General features: G+C 66.6%; 17 protein-coding genes. 13 read left to right on the forward strand and 4 right to left on the reverse strand.

From position 1 onward, the window contains the following. Positions 1-2: 2 nt before the first annotated feature. Positions 3-1,754, forward strand: a complete 1,752-nt coding sequence (locus AC3WUT_RS14245; protein WP_492347728.1) for a SulP family inorganic anion transporter — start codon at positions 3-5, stop codon at positions 1,752-1,754. 200 nt (positions 1,755-1,954) lie between these two features. Here the strand turns inward: AC3WUT_RS14245 and AC3WUT_RS14250 are convergent, their stop codons facing one another. Beyond that, positions 1,955-2,947: an MBL fold metallo-hydrolase gene (locus tag AC3WUT_RS14250; protein ID WP_492347729.1), complete on the reverse strand. Its 993-nt coding sequence runs from the start codon at positions 2,945-2,947 to the stop codon at positions 1,955-1,957. Between the two features lie 184 nt (positions 2,948-3,131). Here AC3WUT_RS14250 and AC3WUT_RS14255 point away from each other — a divergent pair, with 184 nt between their 5' ends. After that, positions 3,132-4,097, forward strand: a complete 966-nt coding sequence (locus AC3WUT_RS14255; protein WP_492347730.1) for a LysR family transcriptional regulator — start codon at positions 3,132-3,134, stop codon at positions 4,095-4,097. A 5-nt stretch (positions 4,098-4,102) separates the two neighbouring features. Here AC3WUT_RS14255 and AC3WUT_RS14260 read toward each other — a convergent pair whose 3' ends face one another. The 3 genes from AC3WUT_RS14260 to AC3WUT_RS14270 all read right to left on the reverse strand — a co-directional run bounded on the left by AC3WUT_RS14260 (position 4,103) and on the right by AC3WUT_RS14270 (position 7,982). Beyond that, positions 4,103-6,349, reverse strand: a complete 2,247-nt coding sequence (locus AC3WUT_RS14260) for a xanthine dehydrogenase family protein molybdopterin-binding subunit (protein ID WP_492347731.1) — start codon at positions 6,347-6,349, stop codon at positions 4,103-4,105. Between the two features lie 21 nt (positions 6,350-6,370). After that, positions 6,371-6,811: a (2Fe-2S)-binding protein gene (locus tag AC3WUT_RS14265; protein ID WP_492347732.1), complete on the reverse strand. Its 441-nt coding sequence runs from the start codon at positions 6,809-6,811 to the stop codon at positions 6,371-6,373. A 454-nt stretch (positions 6,812-7,265) separates the two neighbouring features. Continuing rightward, positions 7,266-7,982 (reverse strand): transcriptional regulator NanR, encoded by a 717-nt coding sequence (locus AC3WUT_RS14270; protein ID WP_492347733.1) that lies wholly within the window; start codon positions 7,980-7,982, stop codon positions 7,266-7,268. Between the two features lie 236 nt (positions 7,983-8,218). Here AC3WUT_RS14270 and AC3WUT_RS14275 point away from each other — a divergent pair, with 236 nt between their 5' ends. The 11 genes from AC3WUT_RS14275 (at position 8,219) to AC3WUT_RS14325 (ending at position 20,008) form a co-directional block, all read left to right on the forward strand. Continuing rightward, a complete protein-coding gene (locus AC3WUT_RS14275; protein WP_492347734.1) occupies positions 8,219-9,538 on the forward strand; it encodes an MFS transporter in 1,320 nt (439 codons plus the stop codon). Positions 9,539-9,611: 73 nt separating this feature from the next. Beyond that, positions 9,612-10,442: a phosphogluconate dehydrogenase C-terminal domain-containing protein gene (locus tag AC3WUT_RS14280; protein ID WP_492347735.1), complete on the forward strand. Its 831-nt coding sequence runs from the start codon at positions 9,612-9,614 to the stop codon at positions 10,440-10,442. Positions 10,443-10,454: 12 nt separating this feature from the next. Next, entirely contained in the window at positions 10,455-11,702 is a 1,248-nt protein-coding gene (locus AC3WUT_RS14285) for a ribulose-bisphosphate carboxylase large subunit family protein (protein WP_492347736.1), read from the forward strand. Between the two features lie 5 nt (positions 11,703-11,707). Then, a complete protein-coding gene (gene oiaK, locus AC3WUT_RS14290) occupies positions 11,708-13,096 on the forward strand; it encodes a 3-oxo-isoapionate kinase OiaK (RefSeq protein ID WP_492347737.1) in 1,389 nt (462 codons plus the stop codon). 112 nt (positions 13,097-13,208) lie between these two features. Further along, positions 13,209-13,514: an NIPSNAP family protein gene (locus tag AC3WUT_RS14295; RefSeq protein WP_492347738.1), complete on the forward strand. Its 306-nt coding sequence runs from the start codon at positions 13,209-13,211 to the stop codon at positions 13,512-13,514. 396 nt (positions 13,515-13,910) lie between these two features. Next, positions 13,911-14,699, forward strand: a complete 789-nt coding sequence (locus tag AC3WUT_RS14300) for an SDR family oxidoreductase (RefSeq protein ID WP_492347739.1) — start codon at positions 13,911-13,913, stop codon at positions 14,697-14,699. Between the two features lie 39 nt (positions 14,700-14,738). Continuing rightward, entirely contained in the window at positions 14,739-15,983 is a 1,245-nt protein-coding gene (locus tag AC3WUT_RS14305; RefSeq protein ID WP_492347740.1) for a styrene monooxygenase/indole monooxygenase family protein, read from the forward strand. Between the two features lie 11 nt (positions 15,984-15,994). Next, positions 15,995-16,558 (forward strand): flavin reductase family protein, encoded by a 564-nt coding sequence (locus AC3WUT_RS14310; RefSeq protein WP_492347741.1) that lies wholly within the window; start codon positions 15,995-15,997, stop codon positions 16,556-16,558. A 59-nt stretch (positions 16,559-16,617) separates the two neighbouring features. Then, on the forward strand, positions 16,618-17,400 hold the full coding sequence (locus AC3WUT_RS14315) for a cyclase family protein (RefSeq protein ID WP_492347742.1): 783 nt from the start codon (positions 16,618-16,620) through the stop codon (positions 17,398-17,400). 14 nt (positions 17,401-17,414) lie between these two features. Further along, positions 17,415-19,019, forward strand: a complete 1,605-nt coding sequence (locus AC3WUT_RS14320; RefSeq protein WP_492347743.1) for a phytoene desaturase family protein — start codon at positions 17,415-17,417, stop codon at positions 19,017-19,019. 95 nt (positions 19,020-19,114) lie between these two features. Next, positions 19,115-20,008 carry a SphA family protein gene (locus AC3WUT_RS14325; protein WP_492347744.1) on the forward strand — a complete coding sequence of 298 codons (894 nt, stop codon included), beginning with the start codon at positions 19,115-19,117 and terminating at the stop codon, positions 20,006-20,008. Positions 20,009-20,032: the final 24 nt, after the last annotated feature.

Here is a 20,032-nt window from a genome sequence, read left to right on the forward strand (position 1 = left end):
CCATGAAAATCCTCTCCCTGCTGTTCCCGTTTCTGACCAACTGGCCGCGCCTCACGGCCGAAACGCTGAAATTCGATCTGATGGCCGCCCTGACAGGCGCCATTCTCATCGTGCCCAAAGGCGTGGCCTATGCCACGATTGCCGGCTTGCCGCCCGAGTACGGCCTGTACACCGCCATGGTGCCGGTGGTGGTGGCGGCGCTGTGGGGCTCAAGCTGGCAGATGGTGTCGGGGCCGACCACGGCGCTGTCGATCGTGGTGTTTTCCACCATCAGCCCAATGGCCGAGGCGGGCACGCCCGATTACGTGCGCCTGGTGCTGACGCTGACCCTGCTGGTGGGGATGATCCAGGTGGGGCTGGGCCTGCTTCGGATGGGCGGCTTGGTCAATTTTGTGTCGCATTCGGTGATCGTGGGCTTCACGGGAGGGGCAGCGCTGCTGATCGTGGCGAATCAGGTGGCCAGCTTTTTTGGCGTGCCGATTGCGCGGGGCTCTTCGTTCTTCGGTACCTTTCAGCAACTGGGGGCGCAGTTCGACCAGATCCAGCCCTGGGTGGTGGCGGTCAGCGTGTCCACGGTTCTGGGCGGTCTGGCCTTCAAGCGCTGGGTGCCCAAGGTACCCTACCTGATCGGGGCCATCGGCGTGGGCGCGGCGGTGGCGGCGGTGCTCAATGCGCTGCTGGGCCAGCAGGTCACGCACATCAAGATGATCTCGGCCATGAGCCTGGGGCTGCCGCCGCTGACGGCGCCTGATTTCGATCTGGCGGAATGGCGTCAGCTGCTGCCGGCGGCGGCCGCGGTGTCGATTCTGGCCTTGACCGAGGCGGCCTCGATTGCGCGCTCGCTGTCCAGCCGCACCGGGCAACGGGTGGATGGCAACCAGGAGTTCATCGGCCAGGGCCTGGGCAATCTGGCAGGCGCGTTCTGTTCAAGCTATGTGTCCAGCGGCTCGTTCAACGCTTCGGGGGTGAATGTCGAGTCAGGGGCACGCAGCCCGCTGGCGGCAGTGGCGATGGCCTTCATTTTGTTCGCGCTGGTGTTCTTCCTGGGGCCGATGGCACGCTACCTGCCTTATGCGGCCATGGCGGGGCTGCTGGTGTTGGTGGCCAGCACGCTGGTCGATGTGGCCGAGATTCGCAAGACCTGGCGCATCAGCCCGCGCGAAGGGCTGATCCTGATCGCCACCTTTGCGTCGGCCCTGGTGTTTCACCTCGAGACCGCCATCTACATCGGTGTGGCCCTGTCGGTGCTGTTGTACCTGTACCGCACCTCGCAGCCGCCGCTGCAGGTGGTCACGCCTGATCCGGGCACACCGCAGCTGAGCTTCAGGCCGGTGCAAGGTCAGCTCGAATGCCCGCAGCTGGAAATCATCCGTGTCGATGGCTCGCTGTTCTTCGGCTCGATCACCCATGTGCAGCAGGGCATCCATGCGCTCGATGAGTTGGGCGTGCGGCAGAACAACCTGATGCTGATCGCCTCGGGCATCAATGTGATCGACTTGTCGGGTGCCGAGATGCTGGCGGCCGAGGCCAGGCGTTTGCGTGAACGCGGCGGCCACCTGTACCTGTACGACCTCAAGCCCGAGCCATTGAAGATGCTGGAGCAAAGTGGCTGCCTGGACCTGATCGGCCGCGACCAGGTGTTTGCTGCTGGCGAGGATGTGGACCGGCGTCTGGTCAAAGCCTTGCAGCCCGAGTTGTGCAGGCAGTGCAAGACACGGGTCTTCAAGGGCTGTGCCAGCATGCCGGCGGGTTGAGGCCAGGGGCCGGTGCCTGGCGATGACCGTCCCGGCGCCGTGGTACCCCGCCCGCATGAGGTCTTGCACCCCTGGGCAGGAACCCCGGCCTGGTTGTCCTCACTGGCCCAGCGGAACAAGGCCTGGAAGAGGGCCGCGCAGGTCGGGCGGCCACTGATCGTGGCCCGTTCCGGCCCCGCGCCTGTTCAGCGCAAGAGCGCTTACTTCACCTGGCTGCTGTAGTTCAACGGCTCCCAGACAAAGCCCTTGCCCGCTGCGCGCAGGCGGCCTACGCCGGGGAAGGGGAAGTGCGCCACGGCCACCAGGCTGCCGTCCTTGGCCAGGGCCTTGAACACGTTGGCCCGGGCCGTGCGGGCATGGGCCTCGTCGCTGTCGAAGCCGATGGTGATCTCGGGTGACTCAAGCTGCACCGCGGCCACATGGATCAGGTCGCCCAGCAGGACCATCCGCTGCCCATCGCTTTCCAGCACATACACGTTGTGGCCCGGGGTGTGGCCATGGGTGGCCTGGCTGCGCAGGCCCGGCACGATCTCGCCATCGGCCTGGAAGGTCTTGAGCTTGCCGGCCTCGGCATAGGGGTTCAGCGAGGCCATGGCGCCCTGGAAGAAGCCTTTTTGTGCATCGGGTGCAGCGGCCAGGCTGGCGGGCGACAGCCAGAAATCCTTGTCGGCCTGGTCGGCGTGCACGGTGGCGTTGGGGAACACCACCTTGCCCTCAGACACCAGTCCGCCCACGTGGTCGGGGTGCATGTGGGTGATGACGATGTCATCCACCTGCTCGGGCTGGTAGCCCGCGGCCTTGATCTGGGCTGACAGGCGCCCCAGGGTGGGGCCGAACAGGGCGCCAGCGCCCGCGTCCACCAACACCAGGCGGCTGCCGGTGTTGATCAGGAAGGCGTTGACCGAGGTCTCGAGCGGGGCCTTCAGGTAGTGCTTGCCCAGGCCCTGGGCCACCCGGCCCTTGGGGGCGTGCAACAGTTGATCGACCGGCAGGTCCACGGTGCCGTCGCTGAGGGCCGTCACCTCGAACGAGCCCACCATCAGGCGGTACCAGCCCGGGGCCTGGGTTTTCTGCATCGGGGCCGCGGCCTGGGCCACGCTGGCGGTGCCAGCCAAGCCGCCCAGAGCAAGCGCCAGGGCCAGCCCGAGACGTGCTGCGGGCTTGGAGATGGGGTTTGAATGCCATGTTTTCATGAAGTGTCCTTGGGTGCAGGTTGCAGGGATGGAATGGAAACAGCGGCTATTGTTGTTTTTTGCGAAAAACAGAACAATACGAAGATGTGCAAAGTATCTTTGCGATGTTTGCAAAGTCAATGCGGGCCTGCCCGCAGGCTCTGGCAGCGTTCATCTCCCTGACCCGGTTCGGTTCCCAAGCCCCATGATCGATTCTCTCAAGACCTTTCTCGCCGTGGCCAGCAGCGCCAATTTCTCCGAGGTGGCACGCCAGCAGGATGTGGCGGTGTCCTCCGTCACCCGCAAGGTGGATGCGCTGGAGGCCGAGTTGGGCACGCCACTGTTCCACCGCAGCTCGCGTCGCATCCACCTGACCGATGCGGGCGAGCAGTTCGTGCCACGGGCCCGCACCATCCTCAGCGAGATCGCCGCGGCCCGCGATGCCTTGCACCAACTCGACGACCTGCCCCGTGGCCCGCTGACCGTGGCGGCGCCCACCGTGTTCGGGCGCCGCCATGTGGTGCCGGCCGTGGCGGGCTTCATGCACCAGTACCCCGGTGTGGAGGTGGATCTGCACCTCAGCGACCAGGTGATCGACCTGGCCGAGCAGGGGGTGGATGTGGCCATCCGCATCGGCGTGCTGCCCGACAGCGACCTGCAGGCCACCTTGCTGGCGCCGGTGCGCCTGGTCACCTGTGCCAGCCCGGCCTACCTGGCGCGGGCCGGGCGGCCGGCCTCGCCGATCGAGCTGCTGCAGCACGAATGCATCAGCGTGGCCACGCCGCCGGCGCCTTCCTTCATCTGGCGCTATGCGGGCGTCAACCGCAATCAGCCCCTGGCCGTGCGGGGGCGGTTTCGCACCGACGACAAGGACGGCATGTTGCAAGCGGCGCTGGGTGGTCTGGGCGTGCTGCACATCGCCACCTGGGTGGTGAGCGACCACCTGCGCGACGGCAGCCTGGTGGCCTTGTTCCCGGAGGAGTTGGGTGCGCCACCGGCTGCGGGTTTGCCAGGTATCCACGCCGTGCGTGCACCGGGCAGGGGCCGCTCTCAGCGGGCCCGGCTGTTCATGGCCCACCTGCGTGCGTCCATTGGCGAGCCGGCCTGGTGGGACCGAGAACCAGCGCAGGCAAGCCATGCGTTGGACCGGAGCCTGACCGTCCCGGTCTGAGCGCTTCAATCGCCCATCGTGGCCGAAGGAAACAGCGGCAGGCTGCGCAGCCGCTGGCGGGTCAGGGCGTACAAGGCATTGGCCAGGGCCGGGGCCAGGGTGGGCACGCCCAGCTCGCCCACGCCGCCCATGGGCTTGCTGCGGTCGGTGCTGGCCGGGCGTGGAATGACCTGCACATCCACCCGAGGCATCTGCTGAGGCCGGATCACCGGATTGGTGTTGAAGTTGCGGCGCTGCGCGGCCCCGTTCACAAAGGTCTGCTGGCCATACAGGGTGGCGTTCAGGCCGTGCACCACGCCGCCGGTGATCTGGGCCTCGATGTTGCCGGGGTTGACGGGCAGATAACAGTCAATCACCACGCTCACGCGCCGAATGCTGAACGAGGTGCTGCTGCTGCCACTGACCTCGACCACCATGGCCACGATGCTGTTGAAAGCGGTGCCGATGGCGATGCCCCGGGCGGTTCCGGCGGCCGTGGGCGCACTCCAGGTGCCCAATGTGGCGGCGGCATCGAGTACGGCCAGCCAGCGTGCATCCGTGATGCGGTTGCGCCGGAACTGGTACGGGTCAAGTTTGCAGGCCCAGGCCAGCTCATCGATCATCGATTCGACCGCAAAGGTGTTGATCGAGGCCCCCACCGAGCGCCAGTAACCCACCGGGATGGGGGCGGTGTGGCTGACCCATTCCACCCGCCTCGCGCCCATCACATAGGGCAGGGCGTTGGAGCCCTCATAGCCCTGGCTGTCGCCGGTGGCAGGCAGGGTGCGACCGCGTTGCCCACTGATCGATGGGGACACATTGCGGTAGGCCCAACCCATGATCTGCCCCGTGGCATCGACCCGGGCGCGGGCCCGCACCAGGCCCATGGGGCGATACTGGTCGTGGCTGAAGTCCTCTTCGCGTGGCCACACCAGCATCACCGGTCGCTGCACGGCCATGGCCACCTGCACCGCCTGGCCGATGAAGTCGATCTCGGCCTTGCGGCCCAGGCCACCGCCCAGCAAGGTGGTGTGGAAGCTGATCTTGTCGGCGCTCAGACCGGTCAGCTGCACCACCAGAGCCAGCGCCGAGTTGGCCACCTGGGTGGGGGCATAAACGGTGCAGCTCACGCCGGCCACGTAATCCACGGTGCAGTTGAGCACCTCCATGCAGCCGTGCGGTACATAGGGCAATTGGTAGCTCACATCCAGCAATTGACTGCCCGGGGTGGCCTGGGTGAGCGCCGCATCGCTGTCGCCGCTGTTCTCGACCGTGTACAGCGTGCCGGGGGGATTGCTGCCGCCGGCCACATAGGCTGGCGCTGAGAGGGCCAGGGCCTTCGCATCGGCAAAGAACTGAGCCGTGTTCAGGGCCGCGGCATTGCCTGGCAGGTTCCACTTGAGGTTGAGGCTGCGCGCCGACTGCATGGCGTCCCAGGTGGTGGGCCCCACCACGGCCACAGCATTCACATTACCGGTCACATCCAGGCCGCGACCGGTGCCCGGGCTCACCCGCACGGGCACCAAGGCCAGCGCACCGGCTGGCTGCGCAGGCACCGACAGCAGCGTGCCACCGAAAGCAGGGCAGTGCCGGATGACCGCGTAAACCATCTTGGGCAGGCGCACGTCCAGGCCGTATTGGGCGCTTCCGTCCACTTTGCTTGGAATGTCCTGGCGTGGCACGCTTTGACCGATCACCTTGAGCTGGTTGTCAGGCACCAGCGGGGCGCTGACGGGCGGGATCAGCAGCGCTGCGGCGGCGGCCACGTCCCCGTAGCTGAGCTGTTTGCCGCTGGTGTGCGTGATGACACCGTTGCTCACCGAGTAGTTGGTGCGAGTGGCATCACCGACCAGATTCATGGCCGCCTGTACCAGGGTCTCCCGGGCGATGGCGGCCGCGTCGCGCAGCTTCCAGTAGTTGTTGCGGGTGGAGCTGGAGCCCGCGGTCACGATGGCTGATCCGATGGGTGCGGGCGACACGTTGTAGACAGGCCCGCCTTGGCGCAGCTGGATGCGGTTGTAATCCACCATCAAGTCTTCGGCCATCACCTGGCCCAGGGTACTGAAGGTGCCCTGGCCCATTTCGGTCACGCCGATCGTCAGCGAGAGGCTGTTGTCGCTGCCGATGTTGAGCCAGCTGTTGACGGGCTGCGTGCTCACGCTGGCGCTCTGGGCCTCGGTGCTGCGGCTGCCGAAATGCAGCGCCACGCCGATCGACAGGCCGGTGCTGCCAATGAACTGGCGACGATTCATTTTGTTGACTGCGATGTCCATGGTGCGTCTCCGTTCAAAACGTCAAAGGGTGCTGACCGCGGTCTTGATGCGCGGGTAGGTGCCGCACACGCAGATGTTCTGAACCTCATTGAGGATGGAGGTGCCGTGGTGGCCCGCCTTCATGGCGCAGGCCACCGACATCAACATGCCCGACTGGCAGTAGCCACACTGGGGTACCTGATTGGCAATCCAGGCCTTTTGGGCGGGGTGGCTGCGGTCGGCCGACAGGCCTTCGATGGTGGTGATCTGTTTGCCCACGGCCGAACTCACGTCCATGTCACAGGATTTTTCGGGCTGGCCATTGACCATCACCGTGCAGGCGCCGCACACCTCAATGCCGCAACCGTACTTGGTGCCCGTCAGGTTCAACACATCGCGCAGCACCCACAGCAGGGGCATGTCGGATCGCGCCACCGTGGCGCTGTAGGACTTTCCGTTCACATTCAGGTTGTAGGTCGGCATGCGGGGACTCCTCAAAAGCGTTTGGATTGAAAGTCTTCCTGCGTTGCGCCTTGCAAGGTGAATCCGACAAGAGGCGCATCAGGTGGATCGGATGCTAGGGAGGGGTGGGCCGCAGTGGCTGGTTAAAAGTATCAGGGTGTAAGCGGTTCTGAGGCGTGTTGCAGCGGCCTGGGGCGGCTTCACGATTTGTGCATCAACGGTTTACAAATGGGATACACGCCACGGTGCTGGCCTTGTCGCGGCCATGGTGCCATGGACTTCTTGACTCACATCAAGTTACATGGCATCACAATTAAGTCATGAATGTGATTAAGTGATACCAATGGGTTCTGATGGCTGTGCGGGTGACAGCCACCGTTGCTGCGGTATTCACGTGTGAAAGAACGGGGCCCAAACCGCCGCTGAATCCAAGGCCTGGCGCTCCGGCGCGGACGGCGACGTGGTCGCGGAACGCTCAGCCCGTCTGACCTGGCGGGTTCTGGTAGTAGAGCTTGTTGGCGCGGGTCAGGTGGGCGCGCATGGCTTCGGCGGCGGCCTCGGGCTGGTGTAGCGCAATGGCGTCCACGATGCGGTCGTGCTCGGCCAGCGTCAGGTCTTCCACCCCGGGGGCGCGCACCATGGCCTGGTAGTACTCGCCAGCCCAACGGAACAGGGCTTCGACGATGGCCGGAAAGATCGGGTTGCCGCTCACCGTGGCCAATTCACGGTGGAAATGCATGTCCAGTTCGATGAATTGCTCCAGGTCGTTCAGCGAGGCGCGGTGGCGTGCCACCGCGAGGCGCAAACGGGCGATGTCTTCCTCGGTGGCGCGTTCGGCGGCCAGGCGGGCCATGCCGATCTCCAGAAACAGCCGGGCATCCTTCAAATGCTCCAGCGAGTCGGGCTGGCTGCGCAGCAGGTGCATGGCACCGCCAGCAATCTGAGCGATCAGCCGGTCGGCGGTAGGCACCACCACACGGGCGCGTTCGCCATGCGCGATCTCCACGATGCCCGATCGTTCGAGGGTCTGCAGTGCCTCGCGCACGGCAGGGCGGCCCACGCCGTATTCCTCCATCAGTTCGCGCTCGGAGGGTAACTGCCCGCCCGGTGGGATGGCGCCTGAGCGAATGCGCGTCATCAGGCGATCAAGAACCTCCTGGAACAGTTTGCGGCGCTGGATCGGTTCGGTCATGACGGGCGGGCTCGGTGGCAGGGGCTGGGCGAAATCGGCGATTTTCGATTATGGCCCGTCAGTGACTCACTCCGAGGCCTGGTCACGGCCCTCGCCAAGCCAGGTAGGCGTCCTCCGTGAAAACCCCAGTGCGGGGATTTTTCAATCAATGGTCTACTCATCACACCAGTTCATCAGACCAGCTGGAAGATGCCCTGTCCATGACGTGGGGCGGCTCAAAACAACGAGGAGACTTCGTGAACAGTTCTGTCAAAACCGTGGAGCAAAGCGCGATCCGCAAGGTGTCGTGGCGGCTCGTGCCCTTTGTGGCGCTGATGTTTTTCATCAATTTCCTGGATCGCACCGCGATTTCATTTGCCGGCCCCAACGGCATGAGCAAGGACCTGGCGCTGTCGGCGGCTCAGTTCGGCATGGCCGCCGGCATCTTTTTTGTGGGCTACATCGTGCTGGAGATCCCCAGCAACCTGGCGCTGCACAAGTACGGCGCGCGTCGCTGGCTGTCGCGCATCATGGTGAGCTGGGGTGTGGTGGCCTTGTTGTTCACCTGGGTGAGCAACGTCGAGGGCCTTTACGCACTTCGCTTTCTGCTGGGGGTGGCGGAGGCCGGGTTTTTTCCGGGCGCCATCCTGTTCCTGAGCCAGTGGGTGCCGGCGCGCTACCGCAGTCACATCCTGGGCCTGTTCTACCTGGCACAACCTCTGACCACCGTGATCGGTGCGCCGCTGGCGGCCCTGTTGATCGAGGCCAACGGGCTGTTCGGTTTGGCGGGTTGGCGCATCATGTTCTTCGGCGTGGCCGTGCCGGCCATCGTGGTCGGCTTCATCGCCTGGTTCTACCTGGCCGACAAGCCCACCGATGCCCGCTGGCTCAGTGCCGAAGAGCAGCGCTGGTTGACTGACGAGTTGGCTCAGGAGGCCCGCCAGAAGGCCAAGACCCCCGGCGCCCAGGCGGGTCTGGCGCTGCGCGATGGCCGTGTGTGGCTGTTCAGCCTGGTGTACTTCGGCTTCATCTACGGCCTGTATGCGCTGGCCTTCTTCCTGCCCACGGTGATCGGCGGCTTCGAGGCCCAGTTCGGCAGCAAGTTCAATGTGTTCCAGAAGGGCCTGATCACGGCCATCCCTTACCTGCCGGCGGCCGTGGCCTTGTACCTGGCCACCCAGCATGCCACCCGCCACGGGGTGTCGCGCTGGCATGTCGGGCTGCCCGCCTTCATTGGGGCGGCCAGCATTCCCTGCGCCTTGTACATGCAGTCGCCAGTGACCACGGTGGCGGTGATCACCGTCACGGCCTGCGCGATCTTTGCCGCGCTGCCCAATTTCTGGGCGCTGCCGGCGCGCTTCCTCAGCGGTGCCGGGGCCGCCACGGGCCTGGCGCTGATCAACACCGTGGGCAACCTGGCCGGCTTTGCCGCCCCCTTCATCACCGGCGCGCTGAAAGACAGCAGCGGCGGCTACCAACTGCCCATGTTGGTGGTCGGCGCCCTGATGGCCGTGGCCGGTGTGCTGGTGCTCAAGGTGGCACACCCCGCCATGCCGCGTGCTGCGGCGCTGGCCTGAACCCTCTGCGCTCAGCGCAGCTTTTTCTGCAAGGGCCCAAGCCTGGGCCCATCGACTTCAAGGAGAACTCCAAATGAATCCCAAAATTGCCTTGTTTGGCGCTGGCGGCAAGATGGGCGTGCGCCTGTCCAAGAATCTGCTCAACTCACGCTTTCGCGTGGCCCACGTCGAACCCGGCGCGGCGGGTCAGCAACGGCTGCGCGACGAGCTGGGCCTGTCGGTGGTCAGCACCGAGGAGGCGCTGAAGGATGTGGACGTGGTCATCCTGGCCGTGCCCGACACCCTGATCGGCAAGATCTCGCACCAGATCGAACCCCAGCTCAAGCCCGGCACCATGGTGATGGTGCTGGATGCCGCCGCCCCCTTTGCCGGCCACCTGCCCCAGCGGGCCGACCTCACCTACTTTGTGGCCCATCCCTGCCACCCACCGATCTACAACAACGAGACCAGCGAAGCCGCGCGCAAGGACTACTTTGGCGGCGGCTTTGCCAAGCAATCGATCACCAGTGCCCTGATGCAGGGCCCCGAGTCGGCCTTTGACCTGGGTGAGGAACTGGCCAAGACCATCTATGCACCCATCCTCAACTCCTACCGCCTGACGGTGGACCAGATGGCCCTGCTGGAGCCGGGCCTGTCAGAAACCGTCTGTGCCACCTTGCTCGACGTGATGCGCGAGGCCATGGACGAAACCGTGCGCCGAGGGGTGCCGGCCGAGTGCGCGCGCGATTTTCTGCTGGGCCACATGAACATCCTGGCCGCGGTGATCTTCAAGGAGATCCCGGGCGCCTTCTCGGATGCCTGCAACAAGGCCATCACCTTCGGCAAGCCACGGTTGATGCGCGACGACTGGATCAAGGTCTTCGAGCGCGAAGAGATCGCCGAAAGCATCCACCGCATCACCTGAGCAAGGCACCCCATGGAACGCATACACGCCACCTATTGGCTGGAGACCGGCGACGACCCGGCCCGGGCGGCCGAGGTGATTGCCGGCGAACAGTCCAGCGGCACCTTTGTGGCCCTGCCCACCGAGACGCCTGAGCTGAAGGCCCGGGCCGGCGCCCGGGTCGAACGCCTGCAGATCCTCGACAGCAGCCTGGTGCCCAGCCTGCCCACGCCCGCCCCCGCGGCCAACGGGCGCTACACGCGGGCGCTGCTGGAGCTGTCGTGGCCGCTGGCCAATCTGGGGCCCTGCCTGCCCACCCTGATGGCCACCGTGGCCGGCAATCTGTACGAGCTGCGCTGCGTCACCGGCCTGCGCCTGATCGATCTGCAACTGCCCCCGGCCTTTGCCCAGGCCTACCCCGGCCCGGCCTTTGGCGTGGCTGGCACGCGCCGCCTCAGCGGCGTGTCCAGCGGGCCTTTGATCGGCACCATCATCAAGCCCAGCGTGGGCCTGAGCGTGCAGGAGACGGCCGAGCAGGTGCAACTGCTGGTGGATGGCGGCATCGACTTCATCAAGGACGACGAGTTGCAGGCCGACGGCCCGGCCTGCCCCTTCGACGAGCGCGTGAAGGCCGTCATGCGCGTGGTGCGCTCGGCGGCGGACCGGCTGGGCCGCATGCCCATGGTGGCTTTCAACCTGACCGGCAATCTGGACCAGATGAAGCGCCGCCACGACCTGGTGCTGGCCGAGGGCGGCACCTGCGTGATGGCCTGCCTGAACTCGATCGGCCTGGTCGGCATGACCGAGCTGCGCCGCCATGCCCAACTGCCGATCCACGCCCACCGTGCCGGCTGGGGTTACCTGAGCCGCTCGCCGCAACTGGGCTTTGACTACGCGCCCTGGCAGAAGCTGTGGCGCCTGGCCGGGGCTGACCACCTGCACGTGAACGGGCTGCGCAACAAGTTCAGCGAAGCCGACGACAGCGTGATGGCGGCCGCCCGCGCCGTGCTGGCCCCGGTGATGGACAGCGCCCCCATGACCGGCATGCCAGTCTTCAGCTCGGGCCAGACCGGGCTGCAGGCGCACGACACCTACGCCGGCCTGGGCAGTGCCGACCTGATCCACACCGCCGGCGGTGGCATCTTTGGCCACCCGGGTGGCGTGGCTGCAGGGGTACAGTCGTTTCGCGATGCTTGGCAGGCGGCGCAAGAGGGCATTGAGCTGGAGCGGGCGGCCCTGGATTCACCGGCCCTGGCCCAGGCCCTGGGGTTCTGGCGATGAATGCGATGAATGCCATAGAAAGCCCCTTGCAGGCGGCTTTGCCCGAGGGCTTGCTGCTGACCTACTACGGCGATGATTTCACGGGCTCCACCGACGCCATGGAGGCGATGACCGCTGCTGGCGTGCCCACCGTGCTGTTCCTGGAGCCACCTGCGCCAGAGGCCTTGCAGCGTTTTCCGGGCGTGCGCTGCGTGGGCCTGGCGGGCTCGTCGCGCGGTCGCAGCCCTGAGTGGATGGCCCGCCACCTGCCCCAGGCCTTTGCCAGCCTGAAGGCGTTGGGGGCGCCCATCCTGCATTACAAGGTGTGCTCTACCTTTGACTCGTCGCCCGCCATTGGATCCATCGGCTGCGCCATCGAGATCGGGCTGCGGCACATGGGGGGCGACTGGAGCCCCACGGTGGTGGGCGCGCCCCGGCTACGCCGCTACCAGGTGTTCGGGCACCTGTTCGCGGCCGTGGAGGGCGTGGGCTATCGCCTGGACCGCCATCCCACCATGTCGCGCCACCCGGTCACCCCCATGGGCGAATCGGATCTGCGCCGTCACCTGGCAGCGCAGACCCCGCGTCGCACGGGCTTGGTCGACATGGTGCAACTGAAGGCCGGCGATGCCCTGGCCCAACTCAGGGTCTGTCGTCAGGCCGACGCTGCGGCCCCCATCGTGTTCATCGATGTGCTGGACGATGAGACGCTGCTCGAAGCCGGCCGCCTGATCTGGACTCAGCGCGGCGGTGGGCTGTTCAGCGCTTCGTCTTCGGGTCTCAGCTACGCGCTCACGGCCTATTGGCGCAGCCAGGGCTGGGTGCCCGCCAGTGCTGACCTGCCCGAGGCCGCGCCTGTGCCGGTGATCGCCGCGGTGAGCGGCAGTTGCTCGCCCGTCTCGGCAGGCCAGATCCGCTGGGCCAGGGCCCATGGCTTTGCCACCGAGCGGCTGGACATCGCAGCCTGCCTGCTGCCCGAGCGGCGCGAGGCCGAACTGCAGCGCGTGCTGGCGCAGGCCGGCGCTGCCCTCTCGGTCGGGCGCAGTGCCCTGGTCTTCAGCGCCGAAGGCCCGGACGACCCCGAGGTGCTGGCCTTTGACCAGCACGCCGCCCGGGCCGGCCTGAGCCGGGCCGAGGCGGCGCGTGCGGTGGGCGCGGGCCTGGCCGAGGTCATGAAACGACTGTTGGACCAGCATCCCCTGCAGCGCGTGGTGGTGGCCGGTGGCGACAGCTCGGGCGAGGTGGCCAGCGTGCTGGGCATCGAGGCCCTCACGGTGCTGGCCCGCATCACGCCCGGCGCGCCCCTGTGTCGGGCCTGGTCCGCGAACCCGCGGCGCGATGGCTTGGAGCTGATCCTCAAGGGCGGCCAGATGGGCGGTGAGGCCTTTTATGGCCAGGCCTTGCACGGGGTGTGACGCGCGGCCGGAGGGGTTTCATGCGGCGGCCAGGGCCCTTGCCCACGGGCGCGCCACGGCCGCTGGGCACGGTATATTGCCCCGACCTCAACAACCCGGCCCGGCCCCGAACATGATCACCTGCCATCTGCGCTACGTCATCGATCCCACCCAGCTTCAAACCTTCGAGCACTACGGCAAACTCTGGATCAGTCTGGTGAACCGCCTGGGTGGCATCCACCATGGCTACCTGCTGCCCTCCGAAGGCGCCAACAACATTGCGCTGGCCTCGTTCTCGTTCCCCTCGCTCGCGGCCTACGAGGTCTATCGCACCCGCTCGCAAACCGACCCCGAATGCCAGGCCGCCTTCAAGTTGGCCGAGGACACCCGCTGCATCCTCAGCTACGAGCGCAGCTTTTTTCGGCCGGTGTTTGAGTAGGCCTGAAAGACTGCATTGGCGGGCCCGTCAATGGGCACCGCCTGGCCGCACTGCGTGGCACCATGCCCGCCGCCGCTGGCGTCCATGGTGACGCCCCATGTTTCGCCGCAACATCTTCTGCAAGCAGGACTCGCCCCTGTGGGACGGATGCGGCCCTTTGATTTCTGATCTCTCATCCCCGTCAAGCCGTTTTCACGGGTGTGACTGCTCGCCTGCCACCAGGCCGTTGCAGTGCGCCCCGTCGACTAGCCGCATTTTCTGGACATTGACAGCCAACCTCGGCTAGTCCGAAGAGCCCCAGTCCACGACGATCAATGCACGAAAAGCGCAATCGTGCTTGCTGATGGGTGAACCCGCCATCCTGCGGGAGCCCAGGCTGATCTTGGGGTAGAGATGATGACCGAGCTGAATTCGAAGGTGGTGATTGTCACCGGAGGCGCAACACTCATTGGTGCCGCCGTGGTGGAGGCCCTGCGTGCCGCCGGCGCACGTGTGGCCGTGTTTGACATCGATGCGGAGCGGGGCGCGCAGGTGGCCGCGCAGTCGCCGCAGACCACGCGGTTCTGGCCCGTGGACATCAGCCAGGACGCCCAGCTTGAGCAAGGGGTGCGCGACGTCGTGGCGCATTTCGGGCGTCTGGATGGCCTGGTCAATCTGGCCGCGACCTACCTTGACGAGGGTGCGCAATCGGGCCGCGCCGATTGGCTCAAGGCCCTGGACATCAACCTGGTCAGTGCGGTGATGGCTGCACGGGCGGTGCGACCCCATCTGGCGGCGGCGGGCGGCGGGGCCATCGTCAATTTCACCAGCATCTCTTCCAAGGTGGCCCAGACCGGCCGCTGGCTGTACCCGGTCTCCAAGGCCGCGCTGGTGCAGGTCACGCGCAGCATGGCGATGGACTTTGCGGCAGACGGAATCCGCGTCAACTCCGTCTCGCCGGGGTGGACCTGGTCTCGCGTGATGGACGAGATGACCGGCGGTGACCGCGCCAAGACCGACCAGGTGGCGGCGGATTACCACCTGCTCGGCCGGGCCGGTGACCCCCAGGAGGTGGCCCAGGTCGTGGCCTTTCTGCTGTCCTCGCGGGCCAGCTTTGTCACCGGGGCGGACTACGCGGTCGACGGCGGCTACTCCGCCATGGGGCCGGAGCAGGCCGTGCCCGCCATTCCGCGCCTGGCCGCCTGAGCCGCCTCGCGTTCCACTTTCATTCAACAGGAGATTTCCATGCAACGCATCGCTATCGTCGGTGGGGGCCAGGCCGGCCTGCCGCTCGCATTCGGACTGCTCGACCAAGGTTATGAGGTCACGGTGGTGACCAACCGAACCCCGGAGGACATCCGCCAGGGCAAGGTGATGTCCAGCCAGTGCATGTTCGACAACGCTTTGCAGATCGAGCGTGATCTGGGCATCAACACCTGGGAGGCCGAGTGCCCGCCTGTCGACGGCATTGGCTTCGCGGTGCCGCATCCGGCCGAGCCGGGCGCCAAGGCCATCGACTGGCGCTCGCGCCTGGACCGCCCGGCGCAGGCGGTGGACCAGCGCCTGAAGATGCCGGCCTGGCTGGAGCAGGTCGAGGCGCGAGGTGGCCGGCTGCTGATCCAGGACGCGGGCATCGCCGAATTGGAGGCGCTGGCTGACAGCCATGACCTGGTCATCCTGGCGGCCGGCAAGGGCGAGGTCGTCAAGCTGTTCGAGCGGGATGCTGCCCGATCGACGTTCGACAAGCCCCAACGCTCTCTGGCACTGACCTATGTGCACGGCATGAAGCCCACGGCCGGTCATTCGCAGGTGTCGTTCAACCTGATCCCGGGCATCGGCGAGTATTTCGTGTTCCCGGCCCTGACCTTGAGTGGGCCCTGCGACATCATGGTGTTCGAAGGGGTGCCCGGTGGCGCACTGGACTTTTGGCGTGAGGTCAAGACGCCACAGGAGCATCTGGCGGCCAGCAAGCGATTTCTGACGCAGTACCTGCCCTGGGAGGCCGAACGCGCGGCCCAGGTCGAACTCACCGACGACAAAGGCATTCTGGCGGGCGCGTTTGCGCCGACGGTGCGCAAGCCCGTGCTCACCTTGCCGTCGGGCCGTCTGGTGTTCGGGCTGGGCGACGCGGTGGCCACCAACGACCCGATCACGGGCCAGGGCTCCAACAATGCCACCAAGGCCGCCCAGGTCTATCTCGACGCCATCGTGGCCCACGGCAGCCAGCCCTACACCCGCGAGTGGATGGAAGCCACCTTCGAGCAGTTCTGGGACTACGCCCGCTGGGTGGTGCAGTGGACCAACTCACTGCTGACACCGCCGCCGCCGCACATCCTGGGTCTGCTGGGCGCGGCCGGTCAGTCGCCTTCGCTGGCCAGCACGATCGCCAACGGGTTCAACCACCCGCCTCGCTATTTCCCCTGGTGGGCTGATGCCCAGGCCTGCGAGGCGCTGATCAACGAGCACCTCGCCCAACCCGTGGCCGCCTGAAGGAGACCTCGATGAACTCCGCCATCACCATCGAGGCCCCGGGGGGGCAGGGCCTGGTCGCCGCCGCCACGGATTGGGGCCGAGTCGACTTCGAGGCCAAGGAACTGCGTCAGGTCCTGGGCAGTTACCCCACCGGGGTGGCCATTGTGGTCACACGCAGCCCTGAAGGGCGCGACGTCGGCCTGACCATCAATTCGTTTGCCTCGCTGTCGCTCGATCCGCCCCTGGTGCTGTGGAGCCTGGTGCGGCATTCGCCCAACCTGGAGGTGTTCCGCGACTGCCGGCACTTCACGATCAATGTCCTGGGCAGAGACCAGGAGGCTCTGGCCCGGCGGTTTGCCAACCCGACCATCGTGGACAAGTTTGAGGGCGTGGCCGTGCGCGAGGCGCCCGAAGGGGTGTCTGCCCTCCAGGGCTCGGTGGCCACGCTGGTCTGCCGGAGTGATCAGCAGCAGATGGCGGGGGATCACCTTCTGCTGGTGGGCCGGGTGCTGCGCACCGATGGCGCGCCGGCCGACCCGCTGGTGTTCCATGCGGGGCGCTTTGCCGCCCTGCATGCCTCGGTGGCGGCCTGAGTCGGTCCCGCTGCGCCGTGCCCCTTCATCTGAACCACGAATCGAAAAGAGGAATCCCCATGAGCACTTCTTCCCTGTCGGCCCTGTCCAGCCAACTGGCCAGCGGCCAGGTGCGTGTCATCGACCTGACCCAGACCTTGTCTGAGTCGTTCCCGGCCTTGCAATTGCCGCCCCAGTTCGGCCAGGTCCAGGGCTTTCGCAAGGAGCGCATTTCGCAATACGACGAGGCCGGACCGGGCTGGTACTGGAACAATTTTTCCTGCGGCGAGCACACCGGCACCCATTTCGATGCACCCGTCCACTGGATCACAGGCCGGGACCACCCGGGCAACACGGTCGACACGATTGACCCCACGCGTTTCATTGCGCCCGCCGCTGTGGTGGATGCGAGTGCGCAGGTGGCGCGAGACCCTGATTGGCTGCTGACGGTGGCGTTTCTGCAAGACTGGGAGCAGGTGCACGGGCGCATTCCCGCCGGGGCCTGGTTGCTGCTGCGGACCGACTGGTCGCTCAAGGCCTCCGACCCGGTAGCCTTCCTCAGCCTGCGCGATGACGGTGCGCACACCCCCGGGCCCACCCAGGAGGCCGTGGAATGGCTCATCCATGAGCGTCAGGTGCATGGCTTCGGGGTCGAGACCATCAACACCGATGCGGGGCAGGCCTACGCCTGGCCGCTGGCCTATCCGTGTCATACCCTGATGCATGGCGCTAACCGCTATGGTCTGCAGTGCCTGAAGAACCTGGACCAGCTGCCGCCCCAGGGGGCGCTCATCATTTCCGCCCCCCTGAAGATCGAGGGCGGCTCCGGCAGCCCGCTGCGGGTGCTGGCCCTGGTGGCCTGAGCGGGAAGCGCCCCATGTCCCGAGACGACAACCCCCAAGTCATCATTGTCGGCAGCGGCATCAACTCCCTGGTCTGTGCGGCCTTGCTCGCCACGCGGGGCAAGTCGGTGCTGGTGCTGGAACGCAATGACCGCTTCGGCGGCTGTATCCGCACCGAGGAGCTGTTCCCTGGCTATCAGCACGAGGTGCTCTCTTCGTGGTATCCCCTCTTTGTGGGCAGTCCGGCCTATGCGGAACTGCGTCCCTTTCTGGAAAAGGAAGGGCTGCAGTTTCTGCAGAACGAATACGCCACCGGCCTGGTCCGGCCGGATGGGCAGGGCATCGCGCTCAAGCAAGGTCTGGACGATGCCCAGGCCCGCATTGCCGCCTTCTCCCCTGCGGACGCGGAGGCCCTGCGGTCCATGGCCCAGCGGATCTTCGGTGCCGATGCGGCGCTGACCTTCGGCCTGCTGGGGCAGAACCCCTACGGCCTCGGCATCCTCCGGCTGCTGTTCAGCGAATGGCGCCAGCGGGGGCTGGATGGCTTGCTGGATTTTGGCCGTGGGGCCCTGGAGCCGTTTCGTCGCTGGGCCGAGCGCAGCCTTGAAAGCGATGAGATGCGCGCCATGATGGCGCCGTGGGTGCTGCACAGCGGCCTGGGGCCCGACGATGCCACCTCGGCCCTCATCGGCAAGCTGACCTTCGCGGCGGTGGTGGCCGGGGGCATGCCGGTGGTACGAGGCGGCGGCAGCCAGCTCGTCCACGCCCTGCAACGGGTGATTGAACGCCATGGCGGGCGTCTGCTGGCCAATGCCCACGTTGAGCAGGTTCTGACCCATGGCGCAGGGCGACAAGCCCGTGCCACCGGCGTGATCGCTGGAGGCCGCACCTTCCTGGCCCGCGAGACCGTGGTGTGCAACGTCACCCCTCAGCAGCTTTACACGGGGCTGCTGCCCGGCGTACCGGCCGTGGTGCATGAACGGGCTGCTGCCTACCGTTACGGGCGAGGGGGCATGCAGATCCATTTCGCCCTGAACGCGCCGCCCGACTGGTGCAACCCCGAGTTGAAGCAGGTGCCCCTCGTGCACCTCACCGAGAGCCTGGAGCAGGTCTGCACGAGCGTGACCGAGGCCAACAACGGCTGGCTTCCGGCCCGGCCCACGCTGGCCGTGGGGCAGCCGGTGGCGGTCGATCCCTCGCGTGCCCCCCCAGGGGGCTGGATTCTCTGGGTCCAGATGCAGGAGTTGCCGCGTCAACTTCGGGGCGACGCCGCCGGATTGATCGCCATCCCCGCCGACGGTCAGTGGAACCCCACGGTGCGCGAGGCCATGGCCGACCGGGTGCAGGCCCGTCTGGAGACCGTCATGCCGGGGCTGGGGCAGCGCTTGATCGGCCGGCGGGCCTACTCACCGGCCGACCTGGAGAGCCTCAACCAGAACCTGGTCGGCGGTGACATCTACAGCGGTAGCTGCTCGCCCGATCAGTTCTTCTGGCTGCGTCCGTTCGCTGGGGCCGAAGGGGCCCGCGGTCATCGCACGCCGGTGCGCAATGTGTTCCACATTGGAGCCAGCACCCACCCAGGACCTGGCCTGGGCGCGGGCTCCGGTTGGCTGGTCGCACAGGCCCTGGCGCGCCGCTGAGCACGAGACATCGCGGCGGCGAGCCCCTTCCGGACACCCCGCCGAGCCGGTGTCCGGCCATTTCTCAGCCCACACCTCATGAAAAGGAGAGTCCCATGAAACGCCCCCACTTCCGCAAGCGCCTCGTCGTGGCCCTGGCCCTGGCCTCGGCCACCCTCGGTGCCCAGGCCACCGAGGGCAATGGCCTGGGTGTCTACCCCGATGGCCTCGAAAACTACCTGGTCGGGGCCTTGCCGCCTCCCGGCGTGCACTTCCTGACCTATGCGGGAACCGCCCGGTACGACACCCTGCGCGGTGCCAGCGGCCAGTCGCTGGTGCCCGATCTCAGCATCCGGGTGAATGTGCTGGCGCCGCGGGCGGTCTGGGTCACCCAGCAACAGGTGCTCGGCGGGCAACTGGCCTTCCATGCGATTGCGCCGCTGCTCGATGTGGATTTCAGGGCCGGGGCCCTGCGGGCCAGCAGCCGTGGCCTGGGCGACATCACGGTCGGCACCGCTGTCGGCTACCACGCATCGCCTTCGCTGCACTATCTGTTCGGGGTCGACGTCAGCGCACCTACCGGTCAGTACAACGCCAATGATCCGTCCAGCCTGGGCAAGAACTACTGGATGGTGCAGCCCCTGCTGGCCGTGACCCAGGTCCAGCCTGCCGGCCTGAACGCCGACCTCAAGCTCATGCTCGATCTCAATGGCCGCAACGACGACACCCGCACCCGGTCAGGGCGCGCCCTCCATGCCGACTACAGCGCAGGCTGGGGGCTGGGCAATGGCTGGGTGCTGGGCGTCGGCGGCCATGTCTTCCAGCAGATCAGCGAAGACAGCGGACCGGCCAGTGGCACCGGCAAGGCCCGCGCGATCGGCTTCGGGCCCTCGGTGCGCTACGCCAATGACAAGGGCTGGCTGTTCACCCTCAAGTGGCAGACGGAGAGCCACGTGCGCAACCGCCCCGAAGGCTCTCAACTCTATGTGAAGGCCACGCTGCCGTTCTGATCGGCACCGGTCTGTCTTGCGAGT

This window comes from Curvibacter sp. EU05-FHT14A10 (assembly GCF_058791075.1).